Here is a 23994-nt window from a genome sequence, read left to right as displayed (position 1 = left end):
CCGGGCTCCGGCAGGCCGCCGGAGCCGATTGTCAGACCCCGCCCGTAGAGTCGAAGACATCTGATCCGGTGGACGGGCGGGAGGTGACAGGACGTATGAGCGACGGTGCCGCGGCGGACACGACGGCCGCCGCGCGGGCGGGGGAGCGGCCCCGGGCGGCGCCGGGGGCCTCGGGCGGGGACGTGCCGGTCAGGCTCGCGGCCGTCTTCCTGCCCGCCCCTCTCCCGCGCGACGGCCGCGTCGCCTTCTGGGACCCCGAGGACGGCCCGGTCCCCACCGGCCACGGGGCCGCGGCGGACACCCTGCACGCCCTGCCGGCCGATCCCACCGAATCCACCGAGCTCACCGAATTCACCGAGCTCACCGTCGTACGGCGGCACGGCGCGGGCGCGCGGCGCCGGACGACGCCCGCGGTGTCGTTGCCGATCGGCGAGGCGCTGCCGCACCTGGTCCGCGCCCGGCACGACCCCGCCGCCCACCCGGCCACCGCCTGCTGGGGCGCGGCCGCCCTGCACGCCCTGCGGCTCACCGCGCGCGGCCGACTGCTGCCCGGCCTGACCCCCACCGGTCACGACGCCTGGCGCGCGGGCCCGCTCGACCCCGACGACGTCGCGCACCTGCGCGCCGTGGCCGCGGCCCTGCCCCCGGAGGGCCACGCGGTTCCGCTGGACAGCCCCGGCCCGATCCGGCTGCCCGAGCCGGAGGCGCTGATCCGGGCCTTCCTGGACGCGGTCGCCGACACCCTGCCGCGCAGCCCGGCCGCGCCGCACGTCTCGGGGCGTCCGTTCGCCGCCCGCGCGGCCCAGCACCTGCCCGGTGCGCACGAGTGGGCCGCGGAGGTCGCCGCCGGGATGGACGCGGGCGTGCGGATCTCGCTCCGCCTGGACCTGTCGGCGTACGACCTGTTCGACGCGGACGCCGCTCCGGGCGGCGTCCGCAGCGCGGGCGCGGCGATCGTGCAGGTGCACAGCCTCGCCGACCCCACCCTCGTGGCCGACGCCGCGGACCTGTGGTCGGGAGAGGCCGACGCGGCGTTCGGCACCCGCGCCCGCGTGGACGCCGCCCTCGCGGTGCGGCGCGCGGCGCGGATCTGGCCGCCGCTCGACCGGCTCACCGAGCAGGATGTGCCCGACGTCCTCGCCCTCACCGAGGACGAGGTCACCGACCTGCTCGGCGTGGCGGCCACCCGGCTCGCCGCCGCCGGGGTCGCCGTGCACTGGCCCCGCGACCTGGCCCAGGACCTCACCGCGACCGCGGTGGTCCGGTCCGCGCCCGGCTCCGCGACCGACGGCACCGGCTTCTTCGAGAGCGAGGACCTCCTCCAGTTCCGCTGGCAGCTGGCGATCGGGGGCGATCCGCTCACCGAAGCCGAGATGGACACCCTCGCGGAGGCGCACCGCCCGGTCGTCCGGCTCCGCGACCGGTGGGTACTGGTCGACCCCGTACTCGTCCACCGGGCGCGCAAGCGCGACCTCGGCCTGCTCGACCCGGTCGACGCCCTGTCCGCGGCCCTCACCGGCAGCGCCGAGGCGGACGGCGAGACCGTCGACGTGGTGCCGGTCGGAGCCCTGGCCGCCCTGCGCGACCGGCTCACCGCCGGAGTGCGCCCCGCCGAATCGCCGCCGGGCCTGGACGCCACCCTCCGCGACTACCAACTCCGGGGCCTGGCCTGGCTCGACCTCATGACCTCGCTCGGCCTGGGCGGCTGCCTCGCCGACGACATGGGTCTCGGCAAGACGGTCACCGTGATCGCGCTGCACCTCAGGCGGGCCCGCACCGAACCGACCCTGGTGGTCTGCCCGGCCTCCCTGCTGGGCAACTGGCAGCGGGAGATCACCCGCTTCGCCCCCGGCGTGCCGGTCCGCCGCTTCCACGGCGCCGAGCGCACCCTGGACGACCTGACCGCGGGTTTCGTCCTCACCACGTACGGCACGATGCGGTCCGCCGCCGGGACACTGGCCGGGCAGCGCTGGGGGATGGTCGTCGCCGACGAGGCGCAGCACGTCAAGAACCCGTACTCGGCGACCGCGAAGGCCCTGCGCACCATCGGCTCCCCGGCCCGCGTGGCACTGACCGGCACCCCGGTGGAGAACAACCTCTCCGAGCTGTGGGCCCTGCTCGACTGGACCACCCCCGGGCTCCTCGGCCCCCTGAAGTCCTTCCGCGCCCGGCACGCGCGCGCGGTGGAGAACGGCGAGGACGACGAGGCCGCGGAGCGCCTGGCCCGGCTGATCCGCCCCTTCCTGCTGCGCCGCCGCAAGTCCGACCCGGGCATCGTCCCCGAGCTGCCGCCGAAGACCGAGACGGACCACCCCGTCCCGCTCACCCGCGAACAGGCCGCGTTGTACGAGGCGGTGGTGCGGGAGTCGATGCTCGCCATCGAGTCGGCCGAGGGCATGGGCCGCCGGGGTCTCGTCCTCAAGCTCCTGACCTCGCTGAAGCAGATCTGCGACCACCCCGCGCTGTTCCTGAAGGAGGAGCACCCGCCGGGCGGGGCCGACCGGACGGCCGCCCGCTCGGGCAAGCTCGCCCTGCTGGACGAGTTGCTCGACACGGTGCTGGCGGAGGACGGCTCGGCGCTCGTCTTCACGCAGTACGTGGGCATGGCCCGCCTCCTCGCCTCCCACCTCGCCGCCCGCGCCGTCCCCGTCGACCTGCTCCACGGCGGTACACCGGTGCCGGAGCGCGAGCGGATGGTGGACCGCTTCCAGAGCGGGGCGACCCCCGTCCTCATCCTGTCCCTGAAGGCCGCGGGCACCGGCCTGAACCTCACCCGTGCGGGCCACGTCGTGCACTTCGACCGCTGGTGGAACCCGGCCGTGGAGGAACAGGCCACCGACCGCGCCTACCGCATCGGACAGACCCAGCCGGTCCAGGTCCACCGCCTCGTCACCGAGGGCACCGTCGAGGACCGCATCGCCGAGATGCTCGGGTCCAAGCGGGCCCTGGCCGACGCCGTCCTCGGCTCCGGCGAGGCGGCCCTCACCGAGCTGACCTCCCGTGAACTGACCGACCTGGTGTCCCTGCGGAGGCCGTCATGACCCCCCGCCCCGCCGACGAGGCGCGCCGCGCCCTGCGCGAGGCCCGCCTGCGCGGCGACACGGACACCGACGCGGCGCCTCGCCTGGACGACCCTGCGGAGGAGGCCCCCGCCGACACCGACACCGACACTGGCACAGACACCGGCACCGCGGACCCGGAGCCGTCGCAGCGCCACGTCCAGGAGCGGCAGCCGCGCCCCGGTGACGTCGCCCGCGCGGCACTGCGCGGTACCCGCACCGCACAGCGGCACGGGGAGACGGACACCGGTGGTGCCGACGCGGCGAAGGCGGAGGACGACCCCGGCGGCCCCCGCCCCGTGCACGGCGACGACAGCCGGCCGGCGGACGTGGCCCGCGAGGCACTGCGGGCGGCGCGCCGCCGGGCCGGGGCGGACGCGGCGGCGGGCGTACGGCGCGACCCCGGCACACCCCGTCGCCCGCAGGTCGCGTCCGACTCCCGCACCGCCGAAACCCGCGCCCGCGCGGTACGCGCCTTCGCCGCGGACGCGTTCCGGCTGCCGCCGGAGTCGGACGCCGGGGAGTCGGACGCCGGAAGACCAGCGGCCGGAAGACCAGAGGCCGGAAAACCGGGTGCCGGGGACTCAGGTGCCGGGGAACCGGACGCCGGAGCGACGGACGCGGTGGAGGCGGGCCAGGACGCGACGGACACGCACGCACCGGCGAGTGCCCGGGTGCGGAAGACCCTCCCGCCCGGGGACACGCCCGACACCGGCCCGGCGGGTAAGAGGCCGTGGGACGAGCTGGGGCCGGAAACAGAGGAATACGAGCCGGAAGCGGAGGGCCACGGGGCGGAAGCGGAGGACCACGACCCGACGCCCCGCCGCGAGGCTCCGGATCCCGCACAGCCGCGCGAGCGGCCCGACCCCGTACCGCCGCGTGGGGTTCCGGACTCCGTACTGCCGCGTGAGCCGCGTTCGCCCCGGACCCGGACCCCGAAGGCACCGGACCCGGACCCCGCAGCGGCGCACCGTGACGCCGCCGCCCCGCATGCACCGAGCCCGTCGCACGCGCCGAGCACCCCGCACGCACCGCATACACCGTCCCCGTACCCGTCTCCGTCCGCGCCGAGCGCCCCGGCCGCGTCCCCGCGCACCCCCCGCACGATGGCCGCCCCCGGCCGTGATGGCGAACACCGGCGCACCTTCCCCGCGCTGCCGCCCCGGCCGGCGGACGCGGGACTCGCCGGGACCTGGTGGGGGAACGCGTGGGTGACCGCGCTGGAGGAGGGCGCCCTGGACGCCGCCCGACTGGCGCGGGGGCGCGGCTACGCCGAGCGGGGGCACGTCGACGCCGTCACCGTCACGCCCGGCCTGGTCCTCGCCTACGTACAGGGCAGCCGCCCGCGGCCGTACCGCGTGCAGGTGCGCCTGCGCACCCTCGGCGACGACGACTGGCGGCGCTTCCTGGACGCGGCCGTCGAGCGCCCCGGACACATCGCGGCGCTGCTCGACAAGGAGCTGCCCCACTCTCTGGCCGACTGCGGCGTCCCCCTGCTCCCGGGCCCCGGCGACCTGGCGCCGCAGTGCAGCTGCCCCGACTCCGGGCACCCCTGCAAGCACGCAGCGGCCCTCTGCTACCAGACGGCGCGGCTGCTGGACGCCGACCCCTTCGTCCTCCTCCTGCTGCGCGGCCGCGGCGAACGGGAACTGCTCGACGCCCTCTCCCGGCTGAACGCGGCCCGGGCCGCCCGCGCCGCCCAGGAGCGCGGACCCGCGCCGCTGCCCGGCGTCCGTGCCGGTGCCGCACTGACAGGGCGCGCCCTGCCTCCGCTCCCGGCGCCCCTGCCCACGCCTCCCCACCCCGAGCAGCCCCCCTCGTACCCGGCGGCGCCGGGCGGCCCCGACCCCTTCGCCCTGGACCAGCTGGCCACCGACGCCGCCGCCCGCGCCCACGCCCTGCTCGCCACGGGACGCGACCCGGTCGGGAGCCTGACGCTCTGGCAGGACGCCGTCCGTCTCGCCGCCGCCCGGCCCGGCTCCGGTCTCACCGCCGGCACCCGCGCGCTCTACGCGTCCCTGGCCGGGGCGACCGGCCGCGATCCGGCGGAGCTGGCGCGTGCCGTGGCCGCCTGGCGCCAGGGCGGCCCGGACGGTCTCGACGTCCTTGAGGAACCCTGGGACCCGCCGGCCGGCCGCTTCGACCGCGCCCGCCCCCTGCTGCTCGCCGCCGACCTCCCCGCCTTCCGCCCCTGGCGCAACCACCTCACGCACCCCCGGGGCCACGTCCAGCTCCGACTCGGCCGGACGGGACTCTGGTACGCCTACGAGTCCGAGCCCGGCCGCGAGGACTGGTGGCCGCGCGGCACCCCCGACCCGGACCCGGTCGGCGCCCTCACCGGTCTGGGCGGCCCCGGCGACGTATGACCCCCCGCCCCGCCGACGAGGCACGCCCCTCCCCGCACGCGGCCCGCGACGGCGCGGGGCGTCAGGCGTCGGCGTCGCGGACCAGGAGCGCGATCTGCACCCGGTTGTCGACCGCCAGCTTGGCGAACAGGCTGCCCGTGTGCGCCTTGACGGTCGCCACGCTGATCCGCAGCCGCTTGGCGATCTCCGGGTTGCCCAGCCCGTCCGCGACGGCCCGGGCGGTCTCCAGTTCCCGGTCGGTCAGCGCGGCCAGCCGCCTGCGTGCCGCCTCGCGCGAGGAGTCACGGGCGTGGGAGGACTGCGGCCCGGTGGCCGCCGCGATCACCCGGGCCGTCGCCGCCGGGGACAGCACGGGGTTGCCGTCGGCGACCGTCCGCACCGCGTCGAGGAGCTGCGGCGGCGGGGTGTCCTTGAGGACGAAGCCGAGCGCCCCGGTGCGCAGCGCCTCGAGCACGAGATCGTCGGAGTCGAAGGTGGTGAGGATCAGCACCCGCGGCGGCGTCGGCCGGGCGAGCAGTTCCCGGGTCGCGCTGAGACCGTCGCGGCCGGGCATCCGCACGTCCATCAGGACCACGTCCGGCCGCAGCTCGTCCACCGCGGTGAGCGCCGCGTCCCCGTCCGCCGCCTCGCCGACGACGCTCAGGTCCGGCTCGCCGTCGATGACGAGCCGCAGGGCCATGCGTACCAGCTGTTCGTCGTCGACGACGACGACACGTACCGGCTCCCGCTCGGTGTCCACTCATGCTCTCTTTTCGTGGGTGGGGTGGGGCCAGGGCAGCCGGGCGGTGAGGACGTACCCGCTGCCGGGCGTGGGGTGGTGGCTGAGTTCTCCGCCGGCCAGTGCGACCCGTTCGCCGAGACCGAGCAGGCCGAAGCCCGACGCCGGTGGCGGCGCGAGCTTCGCGGTGAGTGAGGAGTAGGCGGTCGGGGAGTTGTGCACGCCGACCTCCAGCCCGTCGCCCGCCGCCCCGTCGAGGGTGACCCGCACGCGGGCGCCGGGGGCGTGCTTGGCGGCGTTGGTCAGACCCTCCTGGACGACCCGGTAGCAGGTCCGTCCGACGAGGTCGGGCGGCGTCTCCGTCACGGTGGTGGTCAGGGTGACGTCCAGTCCCGACGCGCGGGTCTCGGACACCAGGCCGGGGATCCCGTCGAGGGAGGGCTGCGGCGCCTCGGGCCGGCCGGGGTCGGCGCGCAGCACGCCGAGCACGTCCCGCAGTTCCTCCAGGGCCTGGTGGGAGCCCTCGGCGATGCCGCGGACCAGCACCCGGCTCTCCTCGGCGCCGAGGTTGTCGCGGTGGTCGAGGACCCCGGCCTGCATGGCGACGAGGGAGATCCGGTGTGCGAGCACGTCGTGCATCTCGCGGGCGATGCGGTTGCGTTCCGTGGCCCGCGCCTGCGCGGCCCGCGCCGTCTGTTCCCGCTCCGCGCTCTCGGCACGGTCCCGCAGCGAACGGACCTCGACCCGCCGCGCGCCGACGGCCATGCCCAGCGCCACCGCCATGCCCGCCGTCAGCACCGGCAAGGAGATCTGGAGCCACCACGAGTCCGGCGTGCTCTCGATCGGGTAGAACGAGAGCGCGAACTGCGAGGTGACCACATGCACCGCCGCCACCACACCGATCTCCACCGGACGGCGGCGGGCGGCGACCGAGCCCAGCGCGAACAGGGCGGGGCCCGCGGCCATGGCCGAAGGGATCGAGGCGGCGGTGAGGATCAGGGCGACCGTCACCGGGAACCGCCGCCGCCACAGCAGGAGCGCCAGGCAGCCGAGCGCCACCAGCGGATCGCCGACGAGGAACCAGGTGCCCGCGCCGCCGGTCCCGTTCTCCCGGCCCAGTACCACGCCGGTGGAGAACCAGCCCGACGCGCCCACCGCCGCGGCCGCGGCCAGCCGCCAGGTCTGCTGCCACCACCCGAGCCGCGGCGCGACGTCGGTGTTCCCGCGGCCAGTGTCGATGTTCACCGGGCCAGTATCGCGAAACCGCGTGGCCGCCGGGTCATACCGAGGTCGGAGGGGCCCTGGACCCAGGTCGAACCGCCGGCCCGCCCGCGGTCGGGGGCAGGCCGGGCCGCTGGGCCGATGTGCCGGCCGCGCAGCGCCCCGCAGACTCGTCGACATGTCCGGACGGCCGAGAAGTCCGGACGAGCGACTGACAAGTCCGGAGAGTGACCGACAAGTCCGGACGGACGACCGCGAAGTCCGGACGGACGACCGGAGGAAGTGCGAGGCATGTTCAAGGATCTCAGGCGGCAACGGGCGCTCAAGCGGGTCACGCCGGGGGACGGGCGGGCGCTGAAGCCGTTCCGCTGGTGGCAGTCGTTGTCCCGCGCCCTGTTCTATCTCCGGCTGGCGGCCGACGACGGCCGGCAGTCGGTCTACGCGGTCGACGTCAGGCACGGCCGACAGGACTCCAACGGCCACGTCCGCGCCGACCTGTACCTGGACGGCAGGCACCACGCGAAGTCCCGGCTGCCCGCCGTCTTCCCCGTCCCGGGCGGTGCCGTCGAGGTGCGCGCGAGCGGTTTCGGGCTCAAACGGTGCCACTACGTCACCGACGAAGGCACCGAGAACCAGCTCGTCCCGGACCGTGACTCGGCCGAAGGGCGCCGCGCCCACTTCGACCGCAGCCACCCCGCGCTGAGCCGCTGGACCGGCGCCGTCTCGGCGGTCGTCCTCGTCGTGGCCCTGCTCCTCCTCCTCGTCCAGCTCGCGGAGCAGCTCACCCGGCCGGAGGAGATCGCCCAGTACGTCGGGAGCTTCACCTCGCCGGTCGACCTCTCCGGCTGGGCGAACACCGCGCTCGGCGTGGTGACGGCGGTGGCCAGCACCGAGCGGGCCCTGCGCCTGCGCTACAGCCGGCTGCTCGACGGCGCGGCCGGCTGACCCGCGGACGCGTGGGCGAGCCGCGCCGCCACGTCGGCGGCCACGTCCGCCTCCCGGTCCACGAGGTAGAAGTGGTCCCCGGGGAACAGGGCGGTTCCGAAGGAGCCGGGAGCGGTGAGGTCGGACCACGCGAGGACGTCGTCGAGTGGGCAACTCGCGTCGTCCCGGCCCGCGTACACGGTGATCGGTGCCTTCACCGGAGCCGGGTCCCGGGGGCGGTAGCCCTCGACGAGCCGGTAGTCCGCGCGGAGGGCGGGCAGCAGCAGGTCTCGCAGCTCCGGGATGTCGTAGGCGTCGGAGTGGAGGTCTCCGAGGCTCCGGACGTGGGCGACCAGGCCCTCGTCGCCCGCCGTGTGCGGTGCCGCGCCGCGCCCGGCCCGGTGAGGGGCCGCGTGTGCGGAGACCAGCAGGTGTTCGGGGACGATGCCCCGGCCCTCCAGCCGCAACGCCAGCTCGTAGGCGAGGCAGGCACCCATGCTGTGGCCGAAGAGCGCCAGTGGCCGGTCGAGCCAGGGGCGCAGTGCGCCGTCGACGGCGTCGGCCATCGTGTCCATGTCCTCGATACAGGGTTCCGCGAGCCGGTCCTGCCGGCCGGGATACCGCACGGCGAGAACCTCGATGTCCTCCGGAAGCAGCGCGGGCCAGCCGTGGAACAGCTGTGCCGTCCCGCCGGCGTGGGGGAGGCACAGGAGGCGGAGCCGGGGGTCCACCGTGCGCCGGCGGACGCGGAACCAGGGGTTCGCGTCGCGCGTCGGCGTCGCGTCGGGTGCCGTCATCGCTGTCGCAGACCGCCCGGCTGCAGGGACTTGAGCTTGGCGAGGAAGGTGGGCAGCTGCTCCACCACTCTTCTGGGCACGTATGCGGTCTGCACCGTGTGATGCAGGCGATCGGTCACGACGAGTTTGTAAGTACCGCCTTCTTGAACAAGTTCGGCGGAATACAGAGGTGTTCCGGTCACCGCTTGCTGGCCTGCCTCCGTCAACGTGCCTTCTTCTTCCGTCATTCCGTCCGCCGGTCGGCGCGTTCAGCGCGCCTTGGCCGGGGTCGAACCGGTGCTGCGCGCCTTTCCGGCGGGCTTGGTCCGGCTCGCGCCCTGCGGTGCGCCGGCGGCGGCGGTCGCGGGCTCTGCTCCGTGGGACATCTGGGCGGCGAGGGCCTCGGCGGTCGCCTCGGCCGCCAGGTCGTGAATTCCCTCGCCGGCCTCGGTCACGGCCCTCTTGGCTTCGATTCCGATACTGACCGTGGTCTTCACGAGCCCTCGGACCACGGGTTTGCCCAGGCGCTTGACCAGGGATGCGGCGACCAGGCCGATCAGGAAGGGGGGTACTACAGGCGGCATGGCGTTACGTCCTTCTCTTCCGCCGATTTCTCTGCCGGCTTCTCGTCCGCCGGAAACCTCTTGCTCGTCATTCTTGCTCGAGGATCCTTCACTCAAGATCCCTGAAGATCCCTTGAGATCCCTTGCTCGAATCCTTCATCACGGACGGTATCCGAGGGCGACGAGACACGTACATACTCTGCTGCGTCCTTCACCCATTCGAGTACAACAGCCCTACGGTGTCGTTCTGTTCAGGACACACGGCGGCCGGAATCCGACAACTCCCCTGCACCGCCTCCTCGTAGTCTCTCTCCCGTTTCCCGGGGCACGGCAGGACACCCGGAACACCCGGGCAAACCCGGTTTCCGTGTTCTCTCACTCGCACGAGCGACACATTCCGCCCGATCGTGGCAGGCCCGGGTAATGCCGGCCGGCGCCCCGGCGTCCGGTGACACGATGAGCGCCATGCACCGCCGAACCGTGTCGTTTCCCGGGGCCCGGTCGGTCGCCGTGGCGGCAGCCGTCGCCGCGTCGGCCCTGACGGCCGGTTGCGAGGGCGGCGCCGTGTCGTCGACCCGTACTCCCGTCGTCGAGGAGGGCACCGTCACGATCGCCACCGCCTCCGAGACGTCGAGCTTCCACCCGTACTCGCAGTTCGGCTCCGGCCTGGCGCGTTACGCCTACGACTCGTTGGTCGGCACGGCGCCGGACGGCCGCACGGTGTCGGGCCTGGCCGAGAAGTGGGAGGCCGACTCCACTTCGGCGAGCTTCACCCTGCGCGAGGGCGTGACCTGCTCCGACGGTTCGGCCCTCACCGCGTCCGCGGCGGCCCGGTCACTGAGGTACGCGAGCGATCCGGGCAACCGACTCGTCGGCGTCCGAACCGTGCTGCCCGGTGTGCCGTTCACGGTGTCGGCCGACGATGCGGCCCGGACGGTGTCGGTCCGGATGGCGGCGCCGTACAGCTTCGTCCTGCGCACTGTCGGTTTGGTGCCGATCGTCTGTCCCGCCGGGCTGGCGGATCCCGGCGCGCTGGACCGGAGGACGCAGGGCACCGGGCCGTACGTCCTCAGCGGCTACTCCTCGGGTGGTCCGTACACCTTCACCCGCCGTGAGGGGTACGCGTGGGGGCCGCGCGGAGCGACCAACGCGACGGCCGGGCAGCCCGAGCGGATCGTGGTGTCGGTGGTGCCGCAGGAGTCCACGGCGGCGAACCTGCTGCTCACGGGCGGAGTGAACATCGCGATGGTGAGCGGCCCGGACCGCGCGCGGCTGACCGGCCGCGGGCTGGCCGAAGCCGAGGTTCCGACGGTGGTGGGGCTGACCTTCTTCAACGAACGGCCCGGCCGCCCCCTGAGCGATCCGGCGCTGCGCAGGGCGCTGGTGGGCGCCCTGGACCGCGAGGGCCTCGCCAACGTGGCGATGGGCGGGAAGGGAACGCCCGCGAGCCACCTGACCGCCCGGGACTCCGTCTGCCACGCCGACGTGGCCGCCGCGAACCTGCCCTCGGGCGACCCGGTGGCGGCCCTCGACGCGGCGGGCTGGACGAAGGACGCCCGGGGCAGACTGGCCAAGGACGGACGGCCGCTGCGGCTGCGGCTGCTCAGCAGCGCCGACTTCGGCTCCACCCTCCCGTCGGTCGCCGAGCTGATGGCCGTCTCCTGGCGGGCGCTGGGCGCCGACGTCGACCTCGTCGGCGAGAGCGGCAACGCGGTGGTGCAGGCCATGTACCAGAGCGGCGACTTCGACGCCGTGGTCGGCAGCTCGCCGGGCCCGCCGCTGCCCGCGCAGCTCGTCGGGTACTTCTCCGGGCCCGCGCCGTCCCGAGGGCTGAACTTCGCCCGTGTCACCAACAGCGCCTACGACCGGTACGTCGGCATCGCCCTGCGCGCACCGGGCGAGGACAGCTGCGCCGACTGGAACCGGGCCGCCGCCGCGCTGTTCCGCTCGGCGGACGCGCTCCCCGTCGCCGACGGCACGAGCACGGTGTACGGCAACCGGACGACCTTCGCCGTCGCGCCAGGCGGCCAGATCGTGCCGACCAGCATCCGCCTGCACGAATGACGCGGCCGGCGCTGTCCGTACCCGGGACCGAAGAGCGAAGGAGGTTCCCCATGCCGACCCTGTCCGCGCGCTTCGGCGACCTGGCCCGGCGCCATCCGTGGGCGGTGTTCTGCGGCCGGCGGGCGGTGCGGCTGACGGTCCTGCTCCTCCTGGTCGTCACCGCCTCCTTCGCGATGATCCGACTGGTGCCCGGCGATCCCGTCCGGGCCGCACTGGGCGTGGACGCCCCGCCGGACCTCGTCGCGGCGAAACGGAGGGAGCTCGGCCTGGACCGCGAACTGACGGCCCAGTACTGGTGGTACCTGCGCCGGCTGGCCCACGGGGACCTCGGGGTGTCGCTGGTGACCGGCGAGCCGGTGGCCGAGCTGATCAGGTCGCGGTTGCCGGCCACCCTGCGGCTGGCCGTCCTGGCCTTCGCCTGCGTCCTCACCGTGGCCATTCCCGGCGGGATGCTCGCCGGCGTCCTGACCCGCGGCGGGCGGCGGCCCCGGACCGAGCTGACCCTCACCGCCACCACCTCCGTCGTGGCGGGCGTACCGGACTTCGTGCTGGCGGCCGGGCTCACCGCGGGCCTGGCGGTCGGCCTGCGCGCCTTCCCGGTGGCCGGCGACCTCGGCCCCCAGTCCTACGTGCTGCCCGTGCTCGCACTGGCGCTCGCGCCGACCGCGGTCCTCCTGCGGATCGTACGGGTGGAGACCCTGCGGGTCCTGACCGCGGACCATGTGCGGGCCGCCCGCGCGAAACGGCTGCCCGCCGCCACCCTCTACCTCCGCCATGTGGCGCCGAACGCGCTGACCGCGTCGCTGACGATCGCCGGGAGCCTCCTGCCCGCCCTGATCGCGGGGACCGTGCTGGTCGAGAAGGTGTTCGCCTGGCCGGGCATCGGCTCGGCGATGGCGCAGTCCGTGGTCGCCCAGGACTACGCGGTCGTCGAGGCGTCGGTCCTGGTGCTGGGCTCGGCCGTCCTCGTGGCGAACTTCCTCGTCGATCTGGCCCTGGCACTGCTCGACCCCCGATCGGTCATCCGGGAGACGTGATCCGATGGCACCGTCCCCCTCGTCCCCCTCGTCCCGCTCCCTCCGGCGCCCGTCGCGCGGCGGCGACGGCGACGGCGGGTCGCGCCCGTCCCGCCCGTCCCGCTCGTGCTGGGCCACGCCCATGGGAGTGGTCGTCCTGGCGATGCTCGGGTCGCTGGCCGTACTGGCCGTCGCGGGGCCGCTGTGGTGGGGCCACGCGGCCGACCGTCCGGACCCGTCGGCGGTACTGCAGGGACCCACCGGACGTCATCCGCTCGGCACCGACCACCTCGGGCGCGACCTGCTCGCCAGGCTGCTCGCCTCCACCTGGCCGTCCCTGCTGCCCGCGGTCGCGGCCACGCTTCTCGGGGCGGCGGCCGGCATCACCCTCGGCGCGCTCACCGCCGTGGTCGGAGGCCGCGCCCGCCGCCTGCTGGGTGCCTTCGTCAACCTCCTGCTGGCCTTCCCCGCGCTGCTCATCGCGATGTTCTTCGCGGCCCTCTTCGGCGCGGGAGCACGCGGGGCGGTGTTCGCGCTCGCCGTCGCCTGCGCACCGGGCTTCGCGCGCCTCACGCAGACCCTCGCCGCCGGGGTGGCGGGGACCGACTTCATGGCGGCCGCGCGGGTGCTCGGCCTGCGCCGCCACCGGCTCCTGCTGCGCCACGTCCTGCCCCACGTCGCCGAACCGCTGCTGCTCAACGTCACCGTCGCCGTGGGCTCGGCACTCGTGGCCCTGTCGGGGCTGAGCTTCCTGGGACTGGGCGCACAATCCCCCTCGTACGACTGGGGACTGCTGCTGAGCCAGGGCCTTGAGCGCGTCTACACCGAACCGCTGCCCGCCGTGGCACCCGGCATCGCCATCGTCTACGCCGGGGTCGCCTTCCAACTGCTGGGCGAGGTACTGGCGAAGACCGCCACCCGGCACGCCGCTCCCCGGCACGCGGAAGGACCCGCGCCGCCCCCGGCACCCGCCGGCCGCCGGCCGGCCTCCCCGGACCACGTACTGGAGGTGGAGGACCTGCGGGTCGCCCTGCCCGCAGGGGACCGGACGATCCGGCCCGTGCGCGGCGTCAGCCTCGCGCTGCGGCGCGGTGAGATGGTCGGCCTGGTCGGCGAGTCCGGTTCCGGCAAGTCCCTGACCGCGCTCGCCCTCGCCGACCTGCTGCCCGACGGCGCCCGCGCGACCTGGAACGCCCACTGGTTCCTCGGCGCGGACGTCGGGTCGCTGACGCGCGGGGAACGGCACCGGCAGCTGGCGACCGGAATGGCGATGGTCTTCCAGAACCCCGCCTCCGCCTTCAACCCGGCGCTCCGGATCGAGACGCAGCTGACGGAGGCCGTGCGCGCACACCACGGAACCCCTCGGGACCAGGCCGTCGAACAGGCCCTGGTCCAGCTCCGCCGGGTCGCGCTGCCCGGCGAGCGCCGCCTGCTGCGCTCCCGCCCCTTCCAGCTCTCCGGAGGCCAGCGCCAGCGGGTGGCGATCGCCGCCGCCTCGATGCTGCGCCCCGACCTCGTCATCGCGGACGAGCCGACGACGGCCCTGGACGTCACCGTGCAGCGGCAGATCATGGACCTGCTGCGCCGGCTCCGCCGCGACGACGCCACCGCGATCCTCTTCATCAGCCACGACATCGCCCTCGTGGCCGACACCTGCGACCGGGTCCTGGTCATGTACGGCGGAACGATCGTCGAGAGCCTCCCCGCGCGCCGACTGGCGGACGGCGCGCGGCATCCGTACACGCGGATGCTCGTCGCCTCGGTCCTCGACCTGACCGCCGAGCGCGACGGCACTCCGCCCACCGTGGAGGGACCCCCGCCCGACGCCGTCGGCACGGACCCGGGCTGTCCCTTCCTGGACCGCTGCCCGCAGCGGCTGGACCGGTGTGCCGTGGAGGGCCCCGTGCCGACCCTGCTCGCTCCGGGGCACGAGGTCGCCTGCTGGCGACCGCTGCCCCTGGCGGCGCCTCCCGGACAGCCCGAGACCGAGGAGGCCGAGACGTGAGCGCAGCGGGCGAAGTGCGCCGGACCCACGAGGGGAGCCGAGGGGCGGGACTGGCGCTGTACGACGTGACGGTCCGCCACCACGGCCCGTACGGGCCGATCACGGCGGTGGACGGGGTGTCACTGGAGGTCGCCCCGGGCGGGACGGTCGGCCTGGTCGGCGAGTCCGGTTCGGGCAAGTCCACCCTGGCCCGTGCGATCGTCGGCCTCGACCGCCCGAGCGGCGGGCGGATCACGGTCGGCGGACGGGAGTACCCGGCGCGCCGGGCGGCCGAGCGGCGCCGATGGGGGCGACAGGTCCAACTGGTCTTCCAGGACCCGGACACGGCCCTGGACCCCCGCATGACGGTGCGCCAGTCGCTCGCGGAGGCGGCGGGGGCCTTCACCCGGCTGGACCGCCGCGGCCGTGAACGGCGCATCGCCCAACTGCTGGAGCTGGTCGGTCTCGACGCCGGCTGCGCCGGCCGGCTGCCGGGGCAGCTCTCGGGGGGCCAGCGCCAACGCGTGGCCGTCGCCCGCGCGCTCGCCGTGGACCCGGCCGTTCTCGTCGCCGACGAGGTCACCTCGGCCCTCGACGGGTCGGTCCGGGCGGCGCTCCTCGGCATGCTCCGCGACCTGCAGCGACGCATGGGCTTCGCCATGCTCTTCATCAGCCACGACCTCGCCGCCGTGCGCCGGGTGTCGGACACCGTCGCCGTGATGTACCTCGGCCGGATCGTCGAGACCGTCCCCGCCGACGCACTGCCCGACGGCACCCGGCACCCGTACACCCGGACCCTGCTGTCCGCGGTGCCGAGCCTGCACGGCGGACGCCGGCCGGCGGGGGAGCCGCTTCCGCTGTCGGGAGAGGCACCCGACCCCGCGTCGCCGCCGACCGGATGCCGCTTCCATCCGCGGTGCCCCGTCGGGCCGAGCCGGCGCCCGGGCCGGGACGTCTGCGCCGTACAGGACCCTTGGCACGAGTCAGCCCGCGTCGCCTGCCACTTCCCGTATCCCGCAGGAGACGGCGCGGACCCCGCGTACGGTGCCCGTCCGGACGCCGACGGAGCCTGAGGCGTGCCTCAGGGCTGGTTTCCGGCGCCCGTGTCCGCGCGGGCCTTGGGCACCCTGGCCGCACTCCGGTCGCCGGCCGAGGCGGCCGCCGTCTCGGCGGCCACCTCGGCCGCGAGGCCGTGCATGTGCGCCTCGGCCTCGGCGGTCGCCCTCCTGATCTCGTACGCGACACCGACGGACGCCCTGACGACGCCGCGCAACAAGGGCTTGAGGACGCGCTTGGCGAGCGGCGCGGCGACCAGACCGACGAGGAAGGAGGGCGGTACTGCGAGCGTCATGGTGGTGCATCCTCACTGCGCATTGGGCTCGTACGCCAACGTAACGAGCCGCGTGCGCCGAGGCCGAGGGGTCTCCCGGAGTTCACTCGTGCGAGTGCCCGGACCTTCTCGTACCCGCGCAGAAGTAGGCGCCGCGGCCGCCGAAGAGGCGGTTGATCCGGCCGGGCTCGGCGTAGCAGGTGACCGCGACCGCGTCCAGGCGAGCGATCACGGTGTCGAACCGGTCGTCGGGCACGAGGAACGCGTAGTGCTGCGACTGGATCGGCTCGTCACACTTCTCGTAGAAGTCGAGTGTCACGCCGTTGCCCAGGAGCGTGTCTGCTGTGGAAACGTGGTGCGCACGGATAGTAAGGAGTTCCGGACGCGCCGTGCGTAGTGCGCGGCGGCACGAACATGCGGAGATGATCAGCGTGGCGACAGCCTTGGAACACCGGCCGCACCCCGGACACGACCATGCGCACGGGGAGGGCTGCGGGCATGTGGCGGTGCCGCACGGCGATCACGTGGACTACGTGCACGACGGTCACCTGCACCGAGACCACCAGGGGCACACGGACGAGTGCGAGGCCGGCGAGCACCGGGCGCACGACGGTCACGACCATGCGCACGGGGAGGGCTGCGGGCATGTGGCGGTGCCGCACGGCGACCACATGGACTACGTGCACGACGGTCACCGCCACGCGGCACACGACGGCCACTGGGACGACCACTGAGCGGTCCTGCCGTCGGGCCGGGGGGGGGCGGGGTTCCTCAGTGGCCCGTGGCGGCGGTGAGGGGCTCGTGTTCGTGCGCGCAGGCCTCGTCGAAGCCGTAGGTGTCCCAGGCGGGGAATGGGTCGGAGCGAGGGAGCCGCTCGCCCTCCCGTACGAGGCAGTCGGTCAGCGCCGCCCGCAGGGACCCGGCGTCCAGGTGGGTGCCGATGAACACGAGCTCCTGCGCGAACGGGCTGTCGGCGTCACGCGCCGAGGAGGGCTCGAAGCGTGCCACCGAGCCGGCCTGGGACCACAGCCCCGTCACCCGCGGGCGGTTGGCGAGCGTGAAGAAGCCCTTGGACCTGAGGACCTGTCCGTGGACGCCGCTGTCCAGTGACTCGGTCACGAACGCCCACAGCCGTCCGGGGTGGAAAGGCGTGCCGGAGCGGAAGACGGTCGAGGAGATGCCGTACTCCTCCGTCTCGGGCACATGGTCGCCGTTGAGTTCCCTGACCCAGCCCGGTGCCTGCTGCGCCCGCTCCAGATCGAAGCGGCCGGTGCCCATGACCTCGCCGACCGGTACGCGGCCCCGCACGGCGGTCACCACGCGGGCGGCGGGGTTGAGTCGCGTCAGGGTGGCCCGCAGCCGTTCGGCGGAGGCGGCGTCGACGAGATCGAGCTTGTTCAGGACGATGACGTCGGCGAACTCGATCTGGTCCATCAGCAGGTCGCTGACCGTGCGTTCGTCGTTCTCGTACTGGTCCAGGCCCCGGTCGGTCAGCTCGTCGCCCCCGGCCAGTTCCGGCAGGAAGTTGGCCGCGTCGACCACGGTGACCATCGTGTCCAGCCGGGCCAGTTCACCGAGGGTGGCGCCGTCGTCGCGGGCGAAGGCGAAGGTGGCGGCCACCGGCATGGGCTCGGAGATGCCGGAGGACTCGATGAGGAGGTAGTCGAACCGCCCCTCGCGTGCCAGCCGGTCCACCTCGTCCAGCAGGTCGTCCCGCAGGGTGCAGCAGATGCATCCGTTGGTCAGCTCGACCAGGCGTTCCTCGGTGCGCGACAGGGCGGCGTCGCCGCCGCGCACCAGGGCGGCGTCGATGTTGACCTCGCTCATGTCGTTGACGACGACGGCGACGCGCAGGCCCTCGCGGTTGGCGAGGACGTGATTGAGCAAAGTGGTCTTGCCGGCGCCGAGGAACCCCGACAGAACGGTGACGGGCAGGCGCGGCGAAGAGGCGTGGTCCATGCGGTGTCAGCCCTCGGGGCGGAGCAGGCCGCGCTCGTAGGCCTTGGCGAGCCGCTGGGGCACCCGGTGGGCGACCCCGTCGACCGTGACGGTCACCAACTGGGCTGTCGTGGCCTTCCACTGGGCGCGACGGTGACGGGTGTTGCTGCGGGACATCTTGCGCTTGGGCACGGCCATGGGGACCTCCGGTGTGACGGTGAGCGGCTCCGACTCTACATGGAAATGGATGTCATTACGACGTGGCCTGTCCTGATCCGGCCCGTGCGGGAGGGTCTGCCGGGCAAGACCGTGCGATGGGATGATGTCCGCCGACAGGGCGACGGCGGAACGAGGAAGCCGGTGTGAATCCGGCGCGGTCCCGCCACTGTGATCGGCGAGCGGATCCCGACAGGCCACTGCCCGGCAGCGGGCGGGAAGGCCGGGACGAGCATCGACCCGAGAGCCAGGAGACTCACGCGGTCGCCACCTCGACGGACCACCGGGGCGGATCTCCCCGGAGAGAGGGACGGCACCGCATGCCCGCAACGCCGACCGGACGCACGGCCCCCGGCACGAGGCCCGCAACGAGGCCCGGAACGGCGGCCGGCCCCGCGCCGTGCCGCATCGTCGTCTGCCGCGACTGCTGCTGTGGCAGTCCCAAGGTGACCGGCGTCGACCACGCGGCCCAGACGGAACGGCTGCGCGCCGCGGCACCGGTTCGCGTCTCCGACTGCCTCGACGTCTGCGACCAGGCCAACGTCGTCGTCGTGCAGCCGTCCGCTGCAGGCCGCGCCGCCGGTGGCCGGCCGGTCTGGCTCGGACTGGTCAACGACCCGGACGCGACCGAGGACATCGCGGCCTGGGCGCGCGCGGGCGGACCGGGCGTGGCGCCTCTGCCGGACATACTCGACCTGTACGTCATCACGCCGCCGCGACGGCGCAACGCCCCCTGACCGTACGGCGGGACCGTCGGAGGGAGGAGAGCTGGAGGGGGGAGGGGCGGAGGGGGGACCCCGGACGTGGCGCCCGTGTCTCGATCACGTCCGCCACCGCCGCCCGCCTCGTACGCCAAGGACGGTGACCGCGGCCGGTGTTCAGAGGTCGATGACCACCTTGCCCTTCACGTGGCGACCTGCCTGGAGCTCGACCGCGGCGCGGATCTGCTCGATCGGGAAGCTCGCTGCGAGCGGCACCCTCAGCAGGCCCGCCGCGATCAGGCCGGCGATCTCCTCCAGGGCGCCGGGGGCGGCGTTCGCGCCGTTGGCGGCGACCACTCCGTCGACCTGTGCGGCGATGGTGCAGATGCGGCTGTCGGGGACGCCGAGGTCCCGTGCGACGCGCACGGTGTCTGTTCCGTGGAGGTCGAGGGCGGCGGTGACTCCGTGGGGAGCAAGGGCCCGGACCCGCTCGGCCAGGCCGTCGCCGTAGGTGACCGGTTCGGCTCCGAGGTCACGCAAGTGGTCGGCCGACGCCGCCGAACCCGTCCCGATCACGCGCGCTCCCGCGATGCGGGCCAGTTGGACGGCGAAGACGCCGACGCCGCCCCCGGAGCCGCCGATCAGGACCGTGTCGCCCGGGCCAGGGCCGATCGCGTCGAGGGCGGCGGCTGCCGTGCGGCCCGCGATCGTGAGGGTGGCGGCGGTGCGGTCGTCGACGCCGTCCGGCGTGTGGTGGGCCTCGTTCGCCGCGGTCGTCCCGGACGCGTCGACCACCACGGAGTCGGCTACCGCGCGGGAGAGGGCACCGCCGAACACCCGGTCACCGGGCGCGAAACCGCTCACCCCGTCGCCGACCTGGTCGACCACACCCGCGTAGTCGGTCCCGAACCCGACCGGCAGGGTCAGGCCGAACCGGGCGGCGGTGTCCGCGTCGGCGGTCATGAACCAGTCCATCGGGTTCAGACCCGCAGCGGTGACCCGTACCCGGATCTGCCCCGGGCCGGCCTGCGGCGGTTCCGTGACCTCCCGGACGTCCAGGGCTTCGGGGCCGCCGAAGGACTCCATCCGGACCGCCCTGCCGGCGGCGGTGCGTGCTTGTTCGCTCTGCGTCTGCATGTGCGCCTGTCTCCTCGCGGGCGAAGGGAGCCTCGAAACGGACTATGCTCCGTTTACATGAGTGACCGTAACACAAACGGAGCGCGTTCCGTTTCTGGTGACACGGGTGTCCGCGCACCACGGGCGGACGCGGCGCGCAACCGCGACCAGCTGCTCGCGGTGGCGACCCGCGTGTTCATGTCGGCGGACGGCGAACCGTCCATGCGTGCGATCGCCCGTGAGGCCGGGGTCGGTATCGCGACGCTCTACCGGCACTTCCCGACCCGGGAGTCGCTGGTCGACGCGGTCTACCAGGACCAGATCGTGCGGCTGACGAGCGGCGCCCGCGAACTGCTCGCCCACCTGCCCCCGGCGGAGTCGATGCGGCGCTGGATGGACCTGTTCGGGGACTGGACGGCGGCCAAGAACGGCATGCTCGGCACACTGCGCGCGATGATCGAATCGGGTGAGATCGCCCACGCGCAGACCCGGACCGAGCTGCTGACGGCCATCACCACGATCCTCGACGCGGGCCGCACGGCGGGCGACCTCCGTTCCGACATCACGGCCGAGGACATCGCCGCCTCCCTCATCGGCATCTTCACGGTGTTCCCCCGGCCGGAGCAGGAGGCCAGGGCCGATCGCCTGCTGAACCTGCTCATGGACGGCCTCCGGCCCGCCGCCCGGCCGACCCCGCGGTAAGCGCCCGCTGCCCGCTGCCCGCCGCCTGTCGCCTGTCGGCCGTCGGCCGCCTGCGGTTCGGTGAGACGGGTGTCACGTCCGGGCCGGCGGAACTCGGCGCTCCGTCCGTCCGACTACTGGAGCGACACGGCCACGGCAGTCATCGCCGTACGGCCGGTTCGAAGCGACCAGGAAGCGACCAGGAAAGGCCGGACATGGCCGACGCTCCGCAGGTACCCCGCCCCTCCGGGGTGACCGCCCGCAGTCTTCTTCCCCCTTCCGCGCTCTGCGGCTTCGTGCTGCTGCTCGTGCTGGTGTTCGCGCTGTCCTACGCCGCCGGCTCGGCGGCCGGTCCCGTGGCGCCCGGCATGCACGGCACCAGCGGGTCCGGCGGCGGAGGAGGAGGCGGTGACGACCCGTCCGGCACGGGCGGAGGCATGGAGGACATGCCGGGCATGCGGCACGGGAGCGGCGAGTGATGGCGGGCGAAACGACGGCGAGCCCCGTGGTCACGGACATCACCGTGGGCGGCATGACCTGCGCGGCCTGTGTACGCCGGGTGGAGAAGAAACTCGCCAGACTGGAGGGCGTCACGGCCACGGTCAACCTCGCCACGGGACTCGCCCGGGTGAGCCACCCGGCCGGCGTCGCCCCCGGCGATCTCGTCACCGCGGTCGAGCAGGCCGGATACCGGGCAGAACTGCCCGTACCGCCCGACGGGGGCGCGGACACCGAAGGGACGGACCAGGAGGACACCGAGACGCGCCGTGACCGGGAACGGCTGCTGGTCACCGCACTGCTGGCGGTGCCGGTGCTGGTGCTCTCCATGGTTCCGGCCCTGCAGTTCCCCAACTGGCAGTGGCTGTGCTTCGTGCTCGCCGCCCCGGTCGTCGTGTGGAGCGCCTCGCCGTTCCACATCAGGGCGCTGCGAGGGCTGCGGCACTCCTCGGCCACCATGGACACGCTGGTCTCGCTCGGGGTCGTGGCCTCCTTCGCCTGGTCGGTGTACGCCCTGTTCCTCGGCGGAGCCGGCGAGCCCGGGATGCGGATGTCGTTCACCCTGGTGCCCTCGGCCTCCGAGGGCATGACCCACCTGTACCTCGAAGTCGCCGTGAGCGTGCCGCTGTTCGTGCTGACCGGGCGCTTCCTGGAGGCGCGCGCCAAGCGGGGGACCGGCGCGGCACTGCGCTCCCTGGCCGAACTCGCGGCCAAGCGCGTCTCGGTACGGGACGAATACGGTGAACGGTCGATCCCCGTCGAGCAGTTGCGGGTGGGACAGCTCTTCCTGGTGCGGCCCGGCGAACGGGTCGCGACCGACGGGCGGGTGGCGGAGGGCAGTTCGGCCGTGGACCTGTCCCTGGTCACCGGCGAGAGCAAGCCCGTGGAGGTGTCCCCCGGCTCGGCTCTGGTCGGCGGCGCCGTCAACGAGGGCGGCCTGCTGCTCGTCACGGCCACCGCGGTCGGCGCGGACACCCGGCTGGCCCGGATCACCCGGCTCGTGACCGAGGCCCAGGCCGGCAAGGCGCGGGCGCAGCGGCTCGCCGACGCCGTCGCCGGGGTGTTCGTCCCCGTCGTCCTGGCCGTCGCCGTGACCGTCCTCGGATTCTGGCTGGGCGCCGGCGCCGACCCGCAGGCGGCCCTCACGGCCTGCGTGGCCGTCCTGGTCGTGGCCTGCCCCTGCGCCCTCGGTCTGGCGACGCCGACCGCCCTGATGGCCGCCACCGGCCGCGGAGCCCAGCTGGGCGTGCTGGTGAGCGGACCGCAGACACTGGAGGCGCTCCAGCACGTGGACACCGTCGTCCTCGACAAGACCGGCACGCTGACGACCGGACACATGACGGTGGCCGGGGTGACCGCGCTGCCGGGCACGCCCGGGCAGGACGACGTGGTGCGGCTCGCGGCGGCGGTCGAGCAGGGATCCGAGCATCCGATCGGACGGGCGGTCGTCGCGTACGCCCGCCGCACGCCGACCGCCGGACCGCTGCCCGGCGTCTCGGGCTTCACCGCGACCCCGGGCCGCGGGGTCAGCGGCCGGGTCGACGGCCACGCGGTCGACGTGGGCGCGCCGGACGGCAGCCTGCCGCGCGCCCTGGCCAAGGCGCTGGCCGCGGCTGAGGAGGCCGCGCACACGCCCGTCCTGGTGAAGGTCGACGGCCGGCCGAAGGCGCTGATCGCCGTCGGTGATCTCCTGCGCCCCGACAGCTACCGGGCCGTGGAGCGACTGCGCAGGCTCGGCGTACGTCCCGTGCTGGCCACCGGCGACCGCAGGGCACCCGCCGACGCCGTCGCCGCCGCGCTGCGGATCGACGAGGTGCACGCCCGGTGCACACCGGAGGGCAAGGCCGCCCTCGTACGGGAGTTGAAGGAGGAGGGCGGCCGGGTCGCGGTGGTCGGCGACGGGGTCAACGACGCCGCGGCGCTCGCCGCCGCCGACCTGGGGATCGCCATGGGCAGCGGCACCGACGCGGCCATCGGCGCGGCGGACCTGACGCTGGCCCGCGGGGACATCGAGGCGCTCGTCGACGCGGTCCGCCTCGCCCGGCGCACCCTGGGCACCATCCGGGTCAACCTGGTCTGGGCGTTCGGCTACAACGTCGTCACCGTGCCGCTGGCGATGGTGGGGCTGCTCGATCCGATGGTCGCCGCCGCGGCGATGTCGACGAGTTCGGTGTTGGTGGTGGCCAACAGCCTGCGGCTGCGCAGCTGGGAGCCCTCGCCGGGCTGGGGCAGCGGACACCGGGGCGGGCGTGGCGGGAAGGCGGGCCTGCGATGAAGAGGATCACGGACAGGATGCCGGCGCTCGGGCGTCTCGACCGGCGACGGCTGCGGGACGGGGCGCTGGCGGCCCTGGTCCCGGTCGCGGCCTGCAGCCTGACGCTGGCCGGCCTCACCGCGTGGGCCGGCACCGGCCGGGCCGGGAGCCCGGCGCATATGGAGGTCACCCATGGTCTCGTCCTCCTGCCGTCCGCCGGGGTACCGGAGACCGCGGCGTTCTTCGACCTCGCCAACGAGGGCGGTTCGGCCGACACCCTGGTCCGGGTCACGGCGCGGGGCGTCTCCGGCGAAGCCGCCCTCTCCCGGCACCGGATGGGGAAGGGGAACTCCGCCTACCGGTCGGAGACCGACTCCGTCTCGGTCGCGGCCGGCGGCAACCTGATCATGTCGCCGCACGGGGTGGACCTGACGGTGCCGGTGCCCTCGGCCCCGTGGCAGGTGGGTGATCTCGTGACGTTCACGCTGGAGTTCCGGCGCGTCGGCCCCGTCGAGGCGTCGGCCGTCGTCGTCCGACCCGGTGCTGTCTCCTTCCAGTAGTCGTCCCCC

General features: G+C 74.4%; 22 protein-coding genes, 1 pseudogene and 1 riboswitch. Of the genes and pseudogenes, 13 read left to right on the top strand and 10 right to left on the bottom strand.

What is annotated here, in order from left to right; translation table 11 throughout:
- The first annotated feature begins 95 nt into the window (after nt 1–95).
- Together IG94_RS0112030 and IG94_RS43435 are read left to right on the top strand one after the other, a co-directional pair.
- Nucleotides 96–3041, top strand: a complete 2946-nt coding sequence (locus IG94_RS0112030) for a DEAD/DEAH box helicase (protein ID WP_031034478.1) — start codon at nt 96–98, stop codon at nt 3039–3041.
- Entirely contained in the window at nt 3038–5425 is a 2388-nt protein-coding gene (locus tag IG94_RS43435; protein ID WP_224326098.1) for an SWIM zinc finger family protein, read from the top strand. Before IG94_RS0112030 ends, IG94_RS43435 begins: the two co-directional genes overlap by 4 nt.
- Nucleotides 5426–5486: 61 nt before the next feature.
- Here the strand turns inward: IG94_RS43435 and IG94_RS0112020 are convergent, their stop codons facing one another.
- Nucleotides 5487–6164 carry a response regulator transcription factor gene (locus IG94_RS0112020; protein ID WP_031034474.1) on the bottom strand — a complete coding sequence of 226 codons (678 nt, stop codon included), beginning with the start codon at nt 6162–6164 and terminating at the stop codon, nt 5487–5489.
- A complete protein-coding gene (locus tag IG94_RS0112015; protein ID WP_248783066.1) occupies nt 6165–7388 on the bottom strand; it encodes a sensor histidine kinase in 1224 nt (407 codons plus the stop codon).
- Nucleotides 7389–7655: 267 nt separating this feature from the next.
- Between IG94_RS0112015 and IG94_RS0112010 the strand changes: the two genes are divergently transcribed.
- Nucleotides 7656–8309 carry a hypothetical protein gene (locus IG94_RS0112010; protein ID WP_031034471.1) on the top strand — a complete coding sequence of 218 codons (654 nt, stop codon included), beginning with the start codon at nt 7656–7658 and terminating at the stop codon, nt 8307–8309.
- Here IG94_RS0112010 and IG94_RS0112005 read toward each other — a convergent pair.
- The 3 genes from IG94_RS0112005 to IG94_RS0112000 all read right to left on the bottom strand — a co-directional run bounded on the left by IG94_RS0112005 (nt 8276) and on the right by IG94_RS0112000 (nt 9648).
- A complete protein-coding gene (locus tag IG94_RS0112005; protein WP_031034468.1) occupies nt 8276–9085 on the bottom strand; it encodes a thioesterase II family protein in 810 nt (269 codons plus the stop codon). The two genes, IG94_RS0112010 and IG94_RS0112005, sit on opposite strands and share 34 nt — an antisense overlap.
- On the bottom strand, nt 9082–9204 hold the full coding sequence (locus tag IG94_RS44060) for a hypothetical protein (protein WP_263443780.1): 123 nt from the start codon (nt 9202–9204) through the stop codon (nt 9082–9084). Before IG94_RS44060 ends, IG94_RS0112005 begins: the two co-directional genes overlap by 4 nt.
- Before the next feature lie 129 nt (nt 9205–9333).
- Nucleotides 9334–9648, bottom strand: a complete 315-nt coding sequence (locus tag IG94_RS0112000) for a DUF5132 domain-containing protein (RefSeq protein ID WP_031034466.1) — start codon at nt 9646–9648, stop codon at nt 9334–9336.
- A 444-nt stretch (nt 9649–10092) separates the two neighbouring features.
- Between IG94_RS0112000 and IG94_RS0111995 the strand changes: the two genes are divergently transcribed.
- The 4 genes from IG94_RS0111995 (at nt 10093) to IG94_RS0111980 (ending at nt 15764) form a co-directional block, all read left to right on the top strand.
- Nucleotides 10093–11691, top strand: a complete 1599-nt coding sequence (locus IG94_RS0111995; RefSeq protein ID WP_031034464.1) for an ABC transporter substrate-binding protein — start codon at nt 10093–10095, stop codon at nt 11689–11691.
- A 50-nt stretch (nt 11692–11741) separates the two neighbouring features.
- A complete protein-coding gene (locus IG94_RS0111990; protein WP_031034462.1) occupies nt 11742–12728 on the top strand; it encodes an ABC transporter permease in 987 nt (328 codons plus the stop codon).
- 121 nt (nt 12729–12849) lie between these two features.
- Nucleotides 12850–14712 (top strand): dipeptide/oligopeptide/nickel ABC transporter permease/ATP-binding protein, encoded by a 1863-nt coding sequence (locus tag IG94_RS0111985; protein WP_031034460.1) that lies wholly within the window; start codon nt 12850–12852, stop codon nt 14710–14712.
- On the top strand, nt 14709–15764 hold the full coding sequence (locus IG94_RS0111980; RefSeq protein ID WP_224326102.1) for an oligopeptide/dipeptide ABC transporter ATP-binding protein: 1056 nt from the start codon (nt 14709–14711) through the stop codon (nt 15762–15764). Before IG94_RS0111985 ends, IG94_RS0111980 begins: the two co-directional genes overlap by 4 nt.
- An 8-nt stretch (nt 15765–15772) precedes the next feature.
- Here the strand turns inward: IG94_RS0111980 and IG94_RS0111975 are convergent, their stop codons facing one another.
- Nucleotides 15773–16042, bottom strand: a complete 270-nt coding sequence (locus IG94_RS0111975; protein ID WP_031034456.1) for a DUF5132 domain-containing protein — start codon at nt 16040–16042, stop codon at nt 15773–15775.
- 82 nt (nt 16043–16124) lie between these two features.
- Nucleotides 16125–16352, bottom strand: a pseudogene (locus tag IG94_RS0111970) (VOC family protein); the annotation flags it as partial.
- 91 nt (nt 16353–16443) lie between these two features.
- On the opposite strand from IG94_RS0111970, the gene IG94_RS0111965 reads away from it, so the two are divergent.
- Nucleotides 16444–16755 (top strand): hypothetical protein, encoded by a 312-nt coding sequence (locus IG94_RS0111965; protein ID WP_051159975.1) that lies wholly within the window; start codon nt 16444–16446, stop codon nt 16753–16755.
- Between the two features lie 37 nt (nt 16756–16792).
- On the opposite strand, the gene IG94_RS0111960 is transcribed toward IG94_RS0111965, so the two are convergent.
- Both IG94_RS0111960 and rpmF read right to left on the bottom strand, forming a co-directional pair.
- Nucleotides 16793–17980 (bottom strand): GTP-binding protein, encoded by a 1188-nt coding sequence (locus tag IG94_RS0111960; RefSeq protein ID WP_031034444.1) that lies wholly within the window; start codon nt 17978–17980, stop codon nt 16793–16795.
- A gap of 6 nt (nt 17981–17986) precedes the next feature.
- On the bottom strand, nt 17987–18157 hold the full coding sequence (rpmF, locus tag IG94_RS0111955) for a 50S ribosomal protein L32 (RefSeq protein WP_031034442.1): 171 nt from the start codon (nt 18155–18157) through the stop codon (nt 17987–17989).
- Nucleotides 18158–18264: 107 nt separating this feature from the next.
- Nucleotides 18265–18453: riboswitch (cobalamin riboswitch) on the top strand.
- Between the two features lie 42 nt (nt 18454–18495).
- Here rpmF and IG94_RS0111950 point away from each other — a divergent pair.
- Nucleotides 18496–18912: a (2Fe-2S) ferredoxin domain-containing protein gene (locus tag IG94_RS0111950; protein ID WP_224326104.1), complete on the top strand. Its 417-nt coding sequence runs from the start codon at nt 18496–18498 to the stop codon at nt 18910–18912.
- Between the two features lie 141 nt (nt 18913–19053).
- Here the strand turns inward: IG94_RS0111950 and IG94_RS0111945 are convergent, their stop codons facing one another.
- Entirely contained in the window at nt 19054–20013 is a 960-nt protein-coding gene (locus IG94_RS0111945) for an NADP-dependent oxidoreductase (RefSeq protein WP_043483456.1), read from the bottom strand.
- A gap of 57 nt (nt 20014–20070) precedes the next feature.
- Here IG94_RS0111945 and IG94_RS0111940 point away from each other — a divergent pair, with 57 nt between their 5' ends.
- From IG94_RS0111940 to IG94_RS0111925, 4 genes are all read left to right on the top strand, one after another.
- On the top strand, nt 20071–20694 hold the full coding sequence (locus tag IG94_RS0111940; protein WP_052410650.1) for a TetR/AcrR family transcriptional regulator: 624 nt from the start codon (nt 20071–20073) through the stop codon (nt 20692–20694).
- Nucleotides 20695–20888: 194 nt separating this feature from the next.
- Entirely contained in the window at nt 20889–21152 is a 264-nt protein-coding gene (locus IG94_RS0111935) for a hypothetical protein (RefSeq protein WP_031034433.1), read from the top strand.
- Nucleotides 21152–23446: a heavy metal translocating P-type ATPase gene (locus tag IG94_RS0111930; RefSeq protein WP_031034431.1), complete on the top strand. Its 2295-nt coding sequence runs from the start codon at nt 21152–21154 to the stop codon at nt 23444–23446. Before IG94_RS0111935 ends, IG94_RS0111930 begins: the two co-directional genes overlap by 1 nt.
- On the top strand, nt 23443–23985 hold the full coding sequence (locus tag IG94_RS0111925; RefSeq protein WP_031034429.1) for a copper chaperone PCu(A)C: 543 nt from the start codon (nt 23443–23445) through the stop codon (nt 23983–23985). The genes IG94_RS0111930 and IG94_RS0111925 overlap by 4 nt, the downstream gene beginning before the upstream one ends.
- Nucleotides 23986–23994: the final 9 nt, after the last annotated feature.

This window comes from Streptomyces olivaceus, assembly GCF_000721235.1.
GTDB classification, from domain to species: domain Bacteria; phylum Actinomycetota; class Actinomycetes; order Streptomycetales; family Streptomycetaceae; genus Streptomyces; species Streptomyces olivaceus.
The sequence above is the reverse complement of the archived record's forward strand: the minus strand, read 5'-3'. Positions and strand labels throughout refer to the sequence as shown.